This is a genomic window from Streptomyces sp. NBC_00878 (assembly GCF_026341515.1).
GTDB lineage: Bacteria > Actinomycetota > Actinomycetes > Streptomycetales > Streptomycetaceae > Streptomyces.
In genome coordinates, this window is sequence record NZ_JAPEOK010000001.1 from 3,195,641 (window position 1) to 3,211,449 (window position 15,809).

A 15,809-nucleotide genomic window follows, 5' to 3' on the forward strand; every position below is an offset into this window, starting at 1 on the left:
TGCGTTGGCAGACGCAAGAAGTGATGGGTAGTTGCCCATGAACGTTCATCCAAGGGGATTGCACGATGACCAATGCGGTACGGCGCATGACTGGGAGGTCCGCACTCGCGGCCTTGGTGCTCGCCGGGCTGGTTTCCACGGGTACGAGCATGGGTGCGCCCCTGCCGGACGGTGGCGCCGACGCCGGTGGTGGCTCTGGAGCGGCCGGCCTCCTCGACCAGAACACCGCCTTGGACGGCCGCCAGAACAATGCCTGCGGCGATTCCCAACGGTTGACCGGCTCCGGGGTCCTCGATGGCAGCGGCCAGATCACAACTGACTGTTCGACGTCCGCCCGTTCGCACAGCACCGACACCCTGACCACCGGCGACGGCGCCCAAGCCACCGCAGGCGACGGCGTGCCCCTGCAGCAGAACACCGCCGAGCGCGGCCGGCAGAACAACGCCTGCGGCAACTCGATCGAGAGCGGCCTTTACGACGGCGAGACGGACACGAACTGCGCAGCGCGCGATCAATCCGTGAGCAAGAAAACCGTCACCCACGCAGGCCCCGCACAGGCCACCGGCGGTAGCGGATACCTTTTCCAGCAGAACACCGCCCAGCAGGGGCGGCAGAACAACGCCTGCGGCAACCTGAACAACGGCACCCTTAGCGGGACCACGGAAGTCCGCTGCGCGGCGCATGACGGCTCGGTGAGCAAGGGAACCGACACTCACGGCGACGGTGCCAAAGCCGACGGCGGCAACAGCACCCTGGGCGCGTCCCAGCAGAACACCGCCCAGGAGGGCCGGCAGAACAACGCCTGCGGCAACATGAACAACGTCGGCCTCCCCGGTGACACCGAAGCCGGTTGCGCGACGCATGACGGCTCGGTGAGCAAGGGAACCGCCACCCACGGCGGCGGCGCCAAAGCCGACGGCGGCGACAGCCAGCTGTCCTCGACCCAGCAGAACATCGCGCAGGAGGGTCGGCAGAACAACGCCTGCGGCAATGCCAACGTCGGTTCCGTTTCTGGGGAGGCGAAGGCGCACTGCGCGACGCATGACGGCTCGGTGAGCAAGGGAACCGCCACCCACGGCGGCGGCGCCAAAGCCGACGGCGGCGACAGCACCGCCGAGCTGACGCAGCAGAACATCGCCCAGGAGGGCCGCCAGAACAACGCCTGCGGCAACACCAACTCCCTGACCCTGGACGAAGGCGGCACGAACGCCCAGTGCAGCGCCGTCGACGAGTCCGTCGAGATCAGAAGCAAGAAGCACGGCTGACCCTGCCGTTTCGGTTGGTGTGATGAGAGGTCGCTGATCGTCAGCTGTCTCAGACGCGGGGACCGGCTTCCGCTCGGGGCGTGCCGACGGTGAACATCGTCGAATGCCTGGGGTGGGACGGGCGAAGTGGGGGAAGGTCAAGGGAAGTTGGCCCCCCACAGGCGGCACCAGCGACCCGTCCCCCACCGCACGGAGGAACCACCATGCTGCGCGGCATCGACGTCAGTGCCTACCAGTCGTCCTCGTACAGCACCGAAGGCCTGTCCTTCGTCTTCGTCAAGGCCACGGAAGGCCGCACGTACGTCAACCCGAAGCTGGGCGCGCAGACGCAGCGGGCCCGCGACGCCGAGTGCGTGGTCGGCTTCTACCACTTCCTCTGGCCGGGCAACCTCACGGCCCAGGCCGAGTACTTCGTCAGCAAGGCCCCGGAGAGGGCGGGCGACATCCTCGCCGTGGACTGGGAAACAACCAGCGACGGCACCCACGCGAGCAACGCCGAGAAGGACCGCTTCATCCGCAAGGTGAAGGAACTCCGGCCGAACAACCGGGTGATCCTGTACGCGAACCGCAACTACTGGCTGAACGTCGACACGACCTCGTACGCCGGTGACGGTCTCTGGATCGCCGACTACGTCACCGCGGGCAAGCCCCGCATCCAGGCCACGTGGCGCTTCCACCAGTACACCGACGACCCGCTCGACAAGAACGTCGCCGAATTCTCCAGCAAGGCCGCTCTGCGCGAATGGGCCGGGGCCGCCTGACGCGTCCAGCCGCCCGCCGCGTGCCAAAGGGGCGCCCCCGCCCGTCCGGCCGGAGCGCCCCTCGTGTTCGGGCTACTTGTCTGGCTGCTTGTTCGGGCTACTTGTTCAGGTGGGACCAGAACTCGTCGAACGACAGCAGCTTGTCGCCGTTGAGGTCCTGGGAGGCGATCACCGCCTCGGCCACGGACTCGGTGACGTTCCAGTCGCCGCCCTGGGCCAGGGCCTTCTTGAACTCGGCGGCGGTGACGTAGCCGTCCCCGTCCACGTCGATACGCTCGAACGCCTTGCGTGCTTCCTCGATGTCCGCCACCGGACCCGCCCCTTCTTGCTGTGCTATTGACGAGGTCAGGGTACGGGTTGTCTTTCCGGCCGGGGGTCTGGGGGTTGTCCCCCAGTGTCAGCAGCGCCGGCCAACTGAGCGCGGAGCGCGGTGACCACCCACGCGAACTCCTCCCGGTGCGTGGGCAGCGGTTCGGTCCCCCGCACGAGTGCCAGCAGTTCCCGGAAGCGGGCGAGTTCGACGTGGCTCGCCGACACCATGCGTTCCAGTACGGCGGACCGGTCGGCGTCGCCGAGCAGCTCGGCCAGGACCGTGGCGGCCTCCGGGGCGTCCGGCGCGAGCCCCCGCTCCTGTACCTCGCCGGCGAGCTGCACCAGACGGCTCATGAACCAAAGGGACGTACCGGCCGGCCACTCGGGCCCCCGGTCCGGGACGTTGAACTCGACCGCCCTCCGCATCCGCGCGCGAAAGTCCGTGTCCCGCATCAGTTCGGCGAGCTCGACCCACGCGTCCACCTGCTCGATGGTGGGGTCGTCGGGCAGATCGGGCACGCCGAAGCGCATGCGGGTGCGGATGTCGGGGTCCGCGGTGTCGAGGCCGTCGAAGGTCAGTTCGAGGCGGGCCACGGACCCGGCGTCGTACAGCCGGTAGCCGCCCTCGGAGCGGGTCACGGGCGGCAGGGCGCCCGCGTCCGACCAGTAGCGGATGGTGCGCACCGGCAGTCCGGTGCTCCGGGAGAGCTGCCCGATGGTGAGCAGCCGGGTGCCGTCGTCGATCATGGGTGGAGTCTGGGCCTTCCAGTGGGTGGAGACTCAAGTGACGGGCGAGGGAAGGGGCGGCGCGGTGGCCGGCACGCTGCGGGACATTCTCGACGCGGCGGCGCGAGGAGTCTTCCCGCCCCCTGACGGCGGTACGACGGTCGTGCCGCAGCACGCTCACCGGGACGCCGGGGTCATCGCCTTCACCGCACACTCCGTCGTCTTCACCGACGAGGGGGAAGGGTGGGTTCGCGAAACGCTGGCCGGGGCCGACTGCGATCCGCTCGCCGCGACCATGAACCCGCGGTTCCTGGCGGCGTTCATGGAGCGTACGGGGCGTACGACGGACACGATCGATCTGCTGACGGTCGCCGCGCCGCTGACCGGCCCGCCGCCGCTGAGGCTGACGGAACTCTACGATCCCGGCCATCCCCGGGTCAGCCGGGCCCGCGAGCGGCGGGACGACGTGCGGGTGTGGGCCGCCGACGGCGGCGTACTCGTCCTGGGGCGCGGCGTCGCGGGGCGGCTGGAGGCCGCGATCGAGGTGGCCGAGGGGGTACGGCACCGAGGGCTGGGGCGCGCGCTCGCGGTGGCGGCGCGGCACCTGAGCGGGGGCGAGCCGGTCTGGGCGCAGCAGGCCGCCGGGAACGCCCGCAGCGTACGGGCCTTCCAGGCGGCCGGGTTCCGCCCGGTCGGGGCGGAGGCACTGCTGATCGCCCCGTAGGGCTGGAGCGGCGGGCCGACTTCAGAGGTCAGGTCGGGGACCGGGGCTCAGTGCCAGGGCTCGTAGTGCGGGTTGCTCTCGCAGTCGCTCATGATCTCGGTCTTGGTCTTCTTGTCGACCGGGCAGACGCCGATGATGTACTTCCGCTCGATACCGCCGGGGAAGGCGACCTCGACCTGGTCGGCCCACTTGTGGGTGTCGCCGATGGTCTTGTTGACGTCCACGCCGCCGGGGGCGTCGATGTAGTAGTTGTAGCCGCTCTTCCACCACGTCTTGTAGAGGTCGTGGTCGTACGTCGTGGAGACGTACGGGGAGGGCTGGTTGACCAGGACGTACTGCTCGATGTCGTACTGGCCGTCGATGACGTCCTTGGGGTGGAGGCCCTGCTCGAAGACGACCGAGGGGCCGCGGCCGTCGCTGCGGTAGAGCGTGCCGCAGGTCTTGCGCCAGACGGGCTCGGGCGTGATGCGGTCGACCTCCACACGGCGGTCCGCGGCGGCGTGGACGGGGTCGGCGAACTGGGGACAGGTGGGGGCGGCGGCCTTCGCGGCGAAGGCCGTGGGTGCCTTCGTCGTGGTGTCGGCGGGGAGCGTCGCCGCGGACGTCGCGAAGACGGCCGAGAGGGACAGGACAACGGCGGCGGCCCGCCGCCGCAGGCGAGTTGAGATCATGAGGAGCACGATCTCGGTTCTGTGGGGGCGGGCCGTGGAGCTTCACTCGTACGGCGGCGTGTCCGGCTACGGACGTTGCCTCGGCCGTCTCAGCGGAAGATGCCCGTGTGACCGAGGGAGTAGCGGCCCGGCTGGGGGTAGACGGCGGGGGCGCAAACCTAGCGGTCCGCCACCCGCATCTCGAACCACGTCGTCTTGCCGCGAGGCAACAGGTCCACGCCCCAGCGGTCGGAGAGCTTGTCGACAAGGAACAGGCCGCGGCCACTGACGTCCATCTCCTGGACCGGCATGAGACAGGGAAGCCCCCGCGAGGGATCCCGCACCTCGACCCGGATCCAGCCCCGCCGCCGCCGCATACGCAGGCCGAACACCCGCGCACCCGTATGCCGCACGGCATTGCCCACCAACTCGGAGACCAGTAGAACCGCATCCTCGGTCATCTTCGGCGAGAGCCCCCAGTGGCGCAGAACCACAACCTGCGCGAGCCGACGCGCGGCCGCCGCTGACTCGGGCCGGGACGGCAACGGCACTTCCCCCTCGGTCGGATTGCCGAACAACTCCAGCGCCTTGAGCGCGTGTTCGTCCTCGACCGCGGGCGACCAGCGCGCCGCGGTCGCACTGCCGTGCCGCCGCGGCTGTTCGATACCATCCAGCCCCGCCATGCCCCCATCATGGCCGCCCAGAGGCCCTGTTGGGGGCGTTCCGGAGGAATACGCCCCCCGGAACCCTCCATTCCGCAGGATTCGTTTGACATATGCCCCAGGCAGTTCAACCGCTCCCGCAGCCCATCCGACCTGCAAGAACAGCCCTGTCCGGGGCAATCGCCCGCCTCCCCCGACAAGACACCCTTAAGACTGCCTTAAGGCTCCGATAAACCGCCCCTTCGAGGGACGCGGGTAAGACATCGCGTCAACTGCAAGTGGATCAGCGGAACTTGGGGCGTGACTTTCACGGCACCCGCAACCCCTTGCCAGCGGCACCCGTAACCCTTTGCGGCAGCACGCGCGGACACAGCGGCCAACAACACCCACCGACCGCTGCCGGCCGCGCCCACCGCCCCCGTCAGAGAAACTTCGCCTTCCCCGGCCCCTCCTCCACGAAGCTCCGCATCCCCCGCTCCCGGTCCTCCGTCGCGAACAGCCCCGCGAACCAGCTGCGTTCGATCGCGAGCCCGGTCTCGATGTCCGTCTCCAGACCCGCGTCGACCGACTCCTTGGCGGCACGCAGCGCGAGCGCGGGACCCTGCGCGAGTTTCGCGGCCCACGCGTGCGCCTCGGTGTACACCTCGTCGGCCGGTACGACGCGGTCCACCAGGCCGAGCGTCAGGGCCTCGTCGGCCTTGACCATCCGGCCGGTGAAAATGAGGTCCTTCGCCTTGGAGGGGCCGATCAGGCGGGACAGGCGCTGGGTGCCGCCCGCGCCCGGGATCAGCCCGAGGAGGATCTCCGGCTGGCCCAGCTTCGCGTTGTCCGCGGCGATACGGAAGTCGGCGCAGAGCGCCAACTCGCAGCCCCCGCCCAGCGCGTAGCCCGTGATCGCGGCGACGACCGGCTTGGGGATGCGGGTCACGGCGGTGAAGGAGTCCTGCAGGGCCCGGGACCGTACGACCATCGCCGCGTGGTCCATGGCCTGCATCTCCTTGATGTCCGCGCCCGCCGCGAACACCTTCTCCCCGCCGTAGAGGATCACCGCGCGCACGTCCTCGCGGCGCGTGGCCTCCTCGGAGAGCTCCTTGAGGCGGTCCTGCGTGGCGACGTCCAGCGCGTTCATGGGCGGGCGGTCGAGACGGATCGTGCCGACACCTTCGGCGACTTCGAGACGAACGGATTCGAGAGGCACAGTCATGAGGGCAGGTTAACGAAGGCTAACGACAACGGCCCCGGTGTGCTCCGTCACAGAGCGGCACACCGGGGCCGTACGGTCTCGGGGAAGTGGAGCCGCGGTCAGCGGCTCCGCCCTCGTCCCCGGAGGGTCACGCCTTCCACTTCTCCCACGACATGTTCCAGCCGTTGAGCCCGTTGTCCGGGTCCACGACGCGGTCCTTGGAGTTCTTCACGACCACCACGTCACCGACGATCGAGCGGTCGAAGAACCACGCGGCCGGCGCACCGCGGTCGCCGCCGCCGCGCTGGTCGCGCAGGCCGATGCAGCCGTGGCTGGCGTTGTAGTTGCCGAAGGCGCCGCCGGCCCAGTAGTTGCCGTGGATGAAGGTGCCCGACGTGGTCAGCCGCATCGCGTCCGGCACGTCCTTGATGTCGTACTCGCCGCCGTACCCGACCGTCTCACCGTTCATCCGGGTCACCCGGTGGCGCTCGGTGATGACCATCTGGCCGTTCCAGGTCTCGTAGCCGGGCTTGCCCGTGGTCACCGGGATGGTCTTGATGACCTTGCCGTCGCGCTTGACCGTCATCTTCTTGGTCTTGACGTCGACGGTGGAGACCTGGCTGCGGCCTATCGTGAACTTCACGGTCCTGACCTGCTTGCCGTAGACACCTGGCCGGCCCTCGACGCCGTCGAGATCGAGGCTGACGGTGACCTTCGTACCGGGCTTCCAGTACTTCTCGGGGCGGAAGTCGAGACGGTCGTTGCCGAACCAGTGACCCTCGACGTCGACCGCCGGCTCGGTCTTTATGTCTATCGCCTTCTCGACGTCCCCGGGATGCGTGATCCCCCGGGTGAAGTTGAGCGAGAAGGTCGTCCCGACACCGACCTTCGAGCCGTCTTCGGGCGTGAAGATGCCGACGAACGTGTTCTTCGGAGTCAGCGTGGTGAAGGCGGACTCCTCGGCCGCCTCACGGCCCTTGGAGTCCTTGGCCACCGCGTGGACCTTGTACTTGGTGGACAGGGCGAGATGCGTGGCAGGCGTCCAGCTCGCGCCCCCGTCGGTGATCTTCCCCTCGACCGGGTTGCCCTTGGTGTCCTCGACCTTGACCTCGGTCAACTTGCCCTTGGCGGCTGTCACCTTGAGCGCGCCGTTGGTCTTCACGGCGCCGGCGCCGTCCTTCGGGGCGATGGTCACGACCGCCTGCGAAACCTTGGTCTCCGCCTGGCCGGAGTCCTTGTCCTTGCCCTTCCCCGAGCCGGACCCGGAATCCGAGTCCCCGCCACCGCTGCACGCGGTCACGACGAGCAGCAGGACCCCGAGCACCAGCGCCAGGATCCCTCTCCCCCTGCTCCCCCTGTTGCCTCTGCTTCCCCTGCGTGTCCGCGCGCCGGCCGACGCCCCCGATATCGGACGCACGTTCAAGTTCGCTCTCCCCTCGCACGGCCTGGTCAGGCCCGCACTCCCCATCGACGGCGCCCACGGTCACCCATGTCGCCCCGTGACGCCCTGGTCCATGGCGAGAGCTCGCAGCTCACAGCCACGTCACACGCGTGTATCGCGCTAATTAATCACACCGCCAGGCGAGTTGCCCTCCCCCGATTGTCACTTTTCAGTTCCAAACTGCAACGGCCCGCCGCGCCGCCTACCCACATGATGTGCGTACCCCTACGTCGGTATGTGCGTACCCCTATGTCGTGTTACTTCACCGCGGATCCCGCTTTCCAGGCGTTCCATCCCATGTTCCAGCCGCCGAGGCCGTTGTCGGGAGCGACCTTTTTGTCACTGCTGTTCACGACCTCGACGACGTCACCGACGAGGGTGCGGTCGAAGAACCAGCCCGCCGGTGTCGCGGAACTGCCGCCCTTCACATCGCGCAGGCCCACGCAGCCGTGGCTGACATTGGCGGCGCCGAAGACGCCCCGCGCCCAGTAGTTGCCGTGCAGGAAGGTCCCGGAGGTGGTGAGGCGCAGCGCGTGCGGGACGTCCGGGATGTCGTACTCGCCCTTGCCGTCGGCGTCGGTGAAACCGACCGTCGCGCCGTTCATCCGAGTCACCTCCAGCATCTCGGTGACCACCATTTTCCCGTTGTACGTCGTGCTCTTGGGGGCGCCCGCGGTGATCGGCACGGTGGACAGGAGTGCGCCGTCGCGGCGTACCTCCATGGTGTGGGCGGCGGCGTCGACGAGGCTGATCTGGCTGCGGCCGACCGTGAACGAGAAGGTCTTGTCCTGCAGTCCGTACACGCCCGGGGCCGCCGCGACGTCGCGCAGCCGCAGCGCGACGGTGACCTTCGTGCCCGGCTCCCAGTACTCCTCGGGCCGGAAGTCGAGACGGCCCTCGCCGAACCAGTGCGGGGCGATCTCCACCGCCGGTTCGGAGGTGACGCGGACGGCGCGCTCGACCGCCGCCCGGTTCTCGATGGAGCGGTTGAAGTCCAGCGAGACGATCATGCCGGTGCCGACCGTGGAGCGGTTCTCCGGCATCACGTATCCGATGAAGCGCTTGTCGGGGACGTGCGTCGTGAACGTGGCGTGCCGGGCCACCCGTCGGCCGTGGCCGTCGAGCGCGACCGCGTCGACCGAGTACCTGGCGGCCAGGACGAGCTTGGGGTCGTCGGGCCGCCAGGTCATGCCGTCGTCGTCGATCCTGCCCGGTACCGGGAACTGCTGCGCGTCCTGGGACCTGACGACCTTCACCGACTCCAGGCGCCCGGCGGGCACCCGTACCCTCAGACCCTGCTCAGGGCGTACGGCCTTGCTGCCGTCGTCCGGTGAGACACGAATCGTGTCCTCGGGCGCACGGGCCTTGCCGAGCATCCTGTCCATGCCGTGCGAGGTGCATCCCGCGGCTCCGGCCAGCAGCCCCGTCCAGGTCAGTACGGCGGCCAGAGCGGCCCCTGCGCGCCCCGCGCGCGTCTGTGCGTGCATCACGTGGGACCCAACGACGAAGCGGCCCCGGGGAAGTGGGCGGCCTTGCGGCGTGCCCCCGTTCTCCACCGCCGCTCAGCCCTCTCCTGGGGAAACGTGAGTGCGAGCCCGACGCTGGGCAGAACAGTGGGAAGGACGACGCGACGGAGAGCCGCGGCCGGGACGCCGTGTACTCTCCGCGCGTCGATCCCATCGAGCCGCAGGAGGCCGTGAGGTGTCGAGCGCAGCCGAGCAGGAGGCAGTGCAGGAGGGGCGCGCCCCGGATGTCGGGCTGCCCGCGCAGCACGCTCCCGTGCTGAACGGCAGCCCGCGCGTCGCGCCGGCCGTCCCCGTGTGGCCAGGTACGCCGACCCCGCTCGGGGCGCGCTTCCGGACCGGGCCCGACGGCGTCTCGGGCACCAACTTCGCGCTGTGGGCGGGTGGCGCCGAGTCCGTCGAACTGTGCCTCTTCGACGACGACCGCAGTGAGGGCGGCGCGGGTACCGAGACCCGGGTCCCCCTCACCGAGCTGACCCACGAGATCTGGCACGGCTTCGTGCCCGGCGTACGTCCCGGGCAGCGGTACGGCTTCCGGGTGCACGGCCGCTGGGACCCGTGGACCGGCGCCCGCTGGAACCCCGCGAAGCTGCTCCTCGATCCGTACGCCCGTGCCGTGGACGGTGCCGGACAGGACGAGTACGGCACGCTGCCGCCCGAGGTGTACGCGCATGTGCGCGACTGGCCCCAGCAGCAGGTCGCGGACACCGTGCGCGACGACCGGGACTCCGCTCCGTACGTCCCCAAGGGTGTCGTCGTCCACGACGACGCGCCCGACGACGAATGGACGGACGACCGCCGCCCGAAGACGCCCTGGGCGGACTCGGTCATCTACGAGCTGCACGTACGCGGCTTCACGAAGCTGCACCCGGACATCCCGGAGGAACTGCGGGGCACGTACGCGGGGTTGGCGCACCCGGCGGCGATCGAGCACCTGGTGAGACTGGGTGTGACGGCGGTCGAGCTGCTGCCGGTGCACCAGTTCGCGCACGAGGACCATCTGCTGCGCCGGGGCATGAAGAACTACTGGGGCTACAACTCGATCGGCTACTTCGCCCCGCACGCGGGCTACGCGGCCTCCGGGACCAACGGCCAGCAGGTCGGCGAGTTCAAGCGCATGGTGCGCGCGCTGCACGCCGCCGGCATCGAGGTCATCCTCGACGTGGTCTACAACCACACGGCGGAGGCGAGCGAGCTGGGCCCCACGCTGTCGCTGCGCGGCATCGACAACCGCGGCTACTACCGGCTGCAGAGCGACGCCCGGCGGTACGCGGACTACACGGGCTGCGGGAACACGCTCCACGTGGTGCAGCCGCACGTCCTGCGCCTGATCACGGACTCGCTGCGCTACTGGGTGACGGAGATGGGGGTGGACGGCTTCCGGTTCGACCTGGCGGCGGCGCTGGCCCGCTCCATGCACGACGTCGACATGCTGTCCCCGTTCCTGGCGGTCATCGCCCAGGACCCGGTACTGCGCCGGGTGAAGCTGATCGCCGAGCCGTGGGACGTCGGCTCCGGCGGCTACCAGGTAGGCGCCTTCCCGCCGCTCTGGACCGAGTGGAACGACCGCTACCGCAACGCCGTACGGGACTTCTGGCGGGGCGCGCTGCCGGACGTACGGGATCTCGGGTACCGGCTGTCGGGGTCGAGCGACCTGTACGCGTGGGGCGGGCGGCGGCCGTACGCCTCGGTCAACTTCGTGACGGCCCACGACGGCTTCACCCTGCGGGACCTGGTGTCGTACGAGCGCAAACACAACGAGGCCAACGGCGAGGGCAACCGGGACGGCACGGACGACAACCGCGCCTGGAACTGCGGGACGGAGGGCGAGACGGACGACGCCCGCGTACGGGGCCTGCGTCGCCGTCAACTGCGCAACCTCCTCACCACCCTGCTGCTGTCCACGGGTGTGCCGATGCTGGTCGCGGGGGACGAGCTCGGGCGGACCCAGGGGGGCAACAACAACGCGTACTGCCAGGACAACGAGATCAGCTGGCTCGACTGGTCCCTGCTGGACGACCCCGACTGGCGGGCCGTCTTCGACCTCACCTCCCGGCTGATCGCCCTCCGCCACGCCCATCCCGTACTGCGCCGGCGGGCCTTCTTCTCCGGCCGGGCCCACTCGGCCGACGGGCTGCGGGACCTGGCGTGGTTCACGGCCCGCGGCACGGAGATGACGGAAGGGGACTGGTACGCGCCAGCGGCGACGCTCGGCATGTACCTGTCCGGACGGGACATACCCGGCCGGGACGCACGGGGCGTACCGGTGACGGACGACAGCTTCCTGGCGGTCCTGCACGCGGGCGACCGCCCCGCGAGCTTCCTCCTGCCCGGCCCGCCATGGGCGGACCACTACGAGGTCGTCGTCGACACGTCGAGGGAGGAGCAGGGGGAGACACCCGGGGTGGTGCACCGGGCGGGGGCGTCGATCACGGTACCGGCGCGGGCGGTTCTGCTGCTGCGGGTGAGGTGAGTTCGCCGATGAGTTCCGGCGTGTTTCCCTCACCCGCTTCGAAGACGTCCCGCGCGTACGACCCTCGAACGCACAGGTCGTAGGACCAGAGACGGACCCCGGCCCGGCCAAAACTCGGTGGGCGTTGTCAGTGGCGATCCGTAGGCTCACTGCTGATGCCGACCACACCTGCGCCCACCGGGGAAGCCGAAGAAACCGAGCCTGCCAAGGGCCGTTCCGTCGTACGCAGTCTGCTGCGCCTGTGGCCGTATGTGCGGCCCGTGCGCGCCAGACTCCTCACGGCGGCCGTCGTCGCGGTCGCCGCCTCGTGTACGGGGCTGGTGATTCCGCTCGTTCTGAAGTGGATCGTGGACGGGCCGGTGGCCGACCGTGACACGGGCGGGGTATGGCTCGGGGCGCTGTATCTGCTGCTCCTCGGGCTTGCGGAGGCGGTGCTCTTCGGACTGCGGCGGTGGCTGGTGGCCCGGCCGCTCGCCGGGGTCGAGGCGTCGATGCGGGCGGATCTGTACCGGCATCTGCAGCGGCTGCCCGTCGCGTTCCACGACCGCTGGCCCTCCGGCCAGTTGCTGTCGCGCGGCACGACGGATCTGATGCTGCTGCGGATGTTCCTCGCCTTCCCGCTGACGTTCCTGCTGGTCAACTCCGTGACGATTCTGGTGGGCTTCGTCATCATGCTGGCCCAGGAGTGGACGCTCGGGCTGGTGCTGCTCGCTCCCGCCGTGCCCGTGATGGTCGTCTGCTGGCTCTTCGAGGAGCGGTACTCGAAGGTGGCTCGGCAGGCGCAGGACCAGGTCGGCGATCTGACGACGCTGGTCGAGGAGAGCGTGCTCGGCATCCGGATCATCAAGGGGTTCGGGCGCCACCGCAGCCAGGCCCTCGCCTTCCGGGACCTCTCCCGCACCCTGCGCGGCACCGAGCTCGCCAAGGCGCGCCTGCTCGCGTGGATCTTCGCCGCCATCACGATCCTGCCCGAACTCGCCGTCGGCGCGGCGCTCGTGCTCGGGACGGTGCAGGTGGCGGACGGCGAGTTGTCCACCGGCACGCTGGTCGCCTTCCTCTCCACGGCTCTCGCGCTGCGCTGGCCCATCGAGTCGATCGGGTTCCTGCTGGCCATGAGCCAGGAGGCGGCGACGGCGACGGAGCGGTACTTCGAGGTGATGGACGCCGAGCCGGAGTCCAGCGGCGGCCGGGCGGATGAGGTGGTGGCCCGGCCCGGCGGAGTCAATACCGCCGGCGTCGGTCGCTCCCCCTCGCCCTCCCTCTCGCCCTCCCCCTCGTCTGCCCCCTCGCCCTCCCCCTCCCCCAAGTCCGGCTCCAGCGGACTCCGTTTTCACGCCGTCCGGTTCCGCTACCCCGACGCCCCGGTCAGCTCCACTCCCGTCCTCGACCGCATCGACCTGCACATCCGCCCCGGCGAGACCATGGCTCTCGTGGGCGGCACCGGCACCGGGAAGACGACACTCACCGCGCTCGTCCCCCGGCTGCACGAGGTCACGGCGGGCCGGATCACCCTGGACGGCGTGGACATCACCGAGATGCCCCGGGAATCGCTGCGCGAACTCGTGGCGGTCGCCTTCGAAGACCCCACCCTCTTCTCCGCCAGTGTGGGTGAGAACGTCCTGATGGGCGCCGAGGACCACGCGGGCGAGGCCGAGTTGAACCGGGCCCTGGCTGTCGCGCAGGCGGACTTCGTCCACGCGCTGCCCCAGGGCACGGACACCCAGGTCGGCGAACAGGGCCTCAGCCTCTCCGGCGGCCAGCGCCAGCGCCTCGCCCTGGCGAGGGCAGTGGTCGGACGCCCCCGCTTCCTCGTCCTGGACGACCCCCTGTCGGCCCTGGACGTGCACACGGAGGCCCTGGTCGAGGCGGCCCTGCGCCGCGTCCTCGCCGACACGACCGCCCTCGTCGTGGCCCACCGCCCCTCCACCGTCATGCTCGCCGACCGGGTGGCCCTGCTCTCCGAGGGCCGCATCGCCGCCGTCGGCACTCACCACGAACTGCTGCGTACGAGTACGGAGTACGCCTGGCTGATGTCCGGAACGGCCGAGCCGACGGACACGATGGAGAAGGCGGAGCCGACGGAGCCGACGGAGCCGATCCAGCTGACCGGGACGAGCAAGGGGGACACCCGATGACGGCGCCCACGACCACCGCGCCGACCGACGACGAGGAACGGCCGACCCCTCCGCGCAAGGACGGCGGCGGCGACCCCTTCGACCGCGACGCCCTCCCCGCTCCCCCGCGCGCGACAGCCACCCTCCTGCGCTCCCTGCTCGCGCCGATGAAGGCCCGCGTCGTCCTCGCGGCGGTCCTGCTGCTGCTCCAACAGGCGGCCGTGCAAACCGGCCCGCTCCTCGTGGCGTACGCCATCGACCGCGCCGTACCCGCCTTCCGCGCTGACGACCACGGTCCGCTGATCGCCGTGGCGGTCGCCTACGTCCTGGCCTCGGTGGCGGCCGGCGCCCTCCAGTACGGCTTCGTGCTCACCTCCGCCCGCGTCAACCAGGACGTCCTGCTCGACCTGCGCGGCAGGATCTTCCGGCACGCGCAGGCGCTCAGCGTCGACTTCCACGAGCGCTACACCTCGGGCCGGCTCATCTCGCGCTCCACGACGGATGTCGAGTCGCTGCGCGAACTGCTCAGCGAGGGCCTCCAGGAGCTCATCACCGTCATCCTGTCGTTCGTCTACATCTCGGCGATGCTGCTCTGGCTCGACCTGGGCCTCGGCGCGGTCGCCGTGGCCTCGTTCGTCCCGCTGTACCTCCTCATCCGGCTCTACCAGCGCCGCGCCGGACGGATCTTCGGCCGCCGCTCGACCGCCATCGCCGCCGTCATCGTGAAGTTCGCGGAGACGATGAACGGCATCAGGCCGGTGCGCGCGTTCCGCCGCGAGGCCGTCAACGACGCGGACTTCCACGTACTCAACAGCCGCCACGAACGCATCAACGGCGACGCGATCCTGGAGATGGCCCGCTATGTCATCGGCTCCCGGCTCGTCGCCAACACGGCGGTCGCGGGGATCGTGCTGTGGGGCGCCTACCGGGTGGCCTCGGGCTCGCTGGCGCTGGGCATACTGGCGGCCGCGGTGCTGTATCTGCGCCGCCTGTACGACCCGATCGACCGGCTCGGCATGTTCCTCAACTCGTACCAGTCGGCCGCCGCGTCCCTGGAGAAGATCGCGGGGCTGCTGGCCCAGGTCCCCTCGGTGCCGGAGCCCGCGCAGCCGCGTGAGCTGCCGGAGCTCGCCTCCGAACACCCGGGCCGCGAGGTCGACTTCGTCGACGTCCGCTTCGCATACCGCACCGGCGGCGAGGTGCTCCCCTCCTTCTCGCTGACCCTCCCGGCGGGCCAGACGCTCGCCGTGGTCGGCTCCACGGGCGCGGGCAAGTCGACGCTCGCCAAGCTCCTGGCCCGCTTCTACGACCCCACGGACGGCCGGGTCCTCCTCGACGGCGTCGATCTGCGCGAGCTCTCGGTGCCCGAACTGCGCCGCGGGGTCGTGATGGTGACGCAGGAGGCGTTCCTCTTCTCCGGCACGGTCGCGGAGAACATCGCCATCGGCCGCCCCGACGCCTCCCGCGAGGACATCGAGCGGGCCGCGAAGGCCATCGGCGCCCACGACTTCATCAGCGCCCTGCCGGACGGCTACGACACGGACGTACGCAAGAGGGGCGGCCGTATCTCGGCCGGTCAGCGCCAACTCGTGGCGTTCGCGCGGGCGTTGCTCGCCGATCCGGCGGTGCTGATCCTGGACGAGGCCACCAGCTCGCTGGACGTGCCGGGCGAGCGGGCCGTCCAGCGCGCCATGGACACGGTCCTGCGCGGCCGTACGGCGGTCGTCATCGCCCACCGCCTGTCGACCGTCGAGATCGCCGACCGGGTCCTCGTCATGGAGCACGGCCGCATCGTCGAGGACGGCAGCCCCGCCCGGCTCATCGCGGACACGGGCAGGTTCGCGGATCTGCACCAGGCATGGCGGGACAGCCTCGTGTAGCCGGGACAGCCGAGCGCGGCAGGGCGCGGGCGGTATCCGCGACGCCCCGAGAGGGCAGACGGGCAGGGCACGGCACGGGATGGCACGGGATGGGG

At 70.2% G+C, this 15,809-nt stretch carries 13 protein-coding genes; 6 read left to right on the forward strand and 7 right to left on the reverse strand.

Annotated features, from left to right (window positions below):
- The first annotated feature begins 65 nt into the window (after positions 1-65).
- Both OHA11_RS13110 and OHA11_RS13115 read left to right on the forward strand, forming a co-directional pair.
- Positions 66-1,265: a hypothetical protein gene (locus tag OHA11_RS13110; protein ID WP_266495609.1), complete on the forward strand. Its 1,200-nt coding sequence runs from the start codon at positions 66-68 to the stop codon at positions 1,263-1,265.
- A 203-nt stretch (positions 1,266-1,468) separates the two neighbouring features.
- Positions 1,469-2,026, forward strand: coding sequence for a glycoside hydrolase family 25 protein (locus tag OHA11_RS13115; RefSeq protein WP_266495611.1), 558 nt, complete (start codon positions 1,469-1,471; stop codon positions 2,024-2,026).
- 97 nt (positions 2,027-2,123) lie between these two features.
- Here OHA11_RS13115 and OHA11_RS13120 read toward each other — a convergent pair whose 3' ends face one another.
- Together OHA11_RS13120 and OHA11_RS13125 are read right to left on the reverse strand one after the other, a co-directional pair.
- Entirely contained in the window at positions 2,124-2,336 is a 213-nt protein-coding gene (locus OHA11_RS13120; RefSeq protein ID WP_189843688.1) for an EF-hand domain-containing protein, read from the reverse strand.
- Between the two features lie 35 nt (positions 2,337-2,371).
- The gene (locus tag OHA11_RS13125; protein WP_266495623.1) at positions 2,372-3,085 is read right to left on the reverse strand and encodes a MerR family DNA-binding transcriptional regulator; all 714 of its coding nucleotides are present in this window, start codon (positions 3,083-3,085) and stop codon (positions 2,372-2,374) included.
- Positions 3,086-3,149: 64 nt separating this feature from the next.
- On the opposite strand from OHA11_RS13125, the gene OHA11_RS13130 reads away from it, so the two are divergent.
- Positions 3,150-3,788, forward strand: coding sequence for a GNAT family N-acetyltransferase (locus OHA11_RS13130; protein WP_266507125.1), 639 nt, complete (start codon positions 3,150-3,152; stop codon positions 3,786-3,788).
- 47 nt (positions 3,789-3,835) lie between these two features.
- Here the strand turns inward: OHA11_RS13130 and OHA11_RS13135 are convergent, their stop codons facing one another.
- The 5 genes from OHA11_RS13135 to OHA11_RS13155 all read right to left on the reverse strand — a co-directional run bounded on the left by OHA11_RS13135 (position 3,836) and on the right by OHA11_RS13155 (position 9,214).
- Complete coding sequence (locus OHA11_RS13135) at positions 3,836-4,459, reverse strand: ADP-ribosyltransferase (protein ID WP_266495626.1); 624 nt, start codon at positions 4,457-4,459, stop codon at positions 3,836-3,838.
- A gap of 158 nt (positions 4,460-4,617) precedes the next feature.
- Complete coding sequence (locus OHA11_RS13140; RefSeq protein WP_266495629.1) at positions 4,618-5,121, reverse strand: ATP-binding protein; 504 nt, start codon at positions 5,119-5,121, stop codon at positions 4,618-4,620.
- Positions 5,122-5,521: 400 nt separating this feature from the next.
- The gene (locus tag OHA11_RS13145) at positions 5,522-6,304 is read right to left on the reverse strand and encodes an enoyl-CoA hydratase/isomerase family protein (RefSeq protein ID WP_266495632.1); all 783 of its coding nucleotides are present in this window, start codon (positions 6,302-6,304) and stop codon (positions 5,522-5,524) included.
- Between the two features lie 127 nt (positions 6,305-6,431).
- Positions 6,432-7,706, reverse strand: a complete 1,275-nt coding sequence (locus OHA11_RS13150) for an Ig-like domain-containing protein (protein ID WP_266495635.1) — start codon at positions 7,704-7,706, stop codon at positions 6,432-6,434.
- Between the two features lie 275 nt (positions 7,707-7,981).
- Positions 7,982-9,214 carry an Ig-like domain-containing protein gene (locus tag OHA11_RS13155; protein WP_266495637.1) on the reverse strand — a complete coding sequence of 411 codons (1,233 nt, stop codon included), beginning with the start codon at positions 9,212-9,214 and terminating at the stop codon, positions 7,982-7,984.
- Between the two features lie 211 nt (positions 9,215-9,425).
- Here OHA11_RS13155 and glgX point away from each other — a divergent pair, with 211 nt between their 5' ends.
- The 3 genes from glgX to OHA11_RS13170 all read left to right on the forward strand — a co-directional run bounded on the left by glgX (position 9,426) and on the right by OHA11_RS13170 (position 15,714).
- Positions 9,426-11,720 carry a glycogen debranching protein GlgX gene (gene glgX / locus OHA11_RS13160; RefSeq protein ID WP_266495640.1) on the forward strand — a complete coding sequence of 765 codons (2,295 nt, stop codon included), beginning with the start codon at positions 9,426-9,428 and terminating at the stop codon, positions 11,718-11,720.
- A gap of 155 nt (positions 11,721-11,875) precedes the next feature.
- Positions 11,876-13,855: an ABC transporter ATP-binding protein gene (locus tag OHA11_RS13165; protein ID WP_266495643.1), complete on the forward strand. Its 1,980-nt coding sequence runs from the start codon at positions 11,876-11,878 to the stop codon at positions 13,853-13,855.
- Positions 13,852-15,714: an ABC transporter ATP-binding protein gene (locus OHA11_RS13170; RefSeq protein WP_266495646.1), complete on the forward strand. Its 1,863-nt coding sequence runs from the start codon at positions 13,852-13,854 to the stop codon at positions 15,712-15,714. The genes OHA11_RS13165 and OHA11_RS13170 overlap by 4 nt, the downstream gene beginning before the upstream one ends.
- The last annotated feature ends 95 nt before the right edge of the window (positions 15,715-15,809 follow it).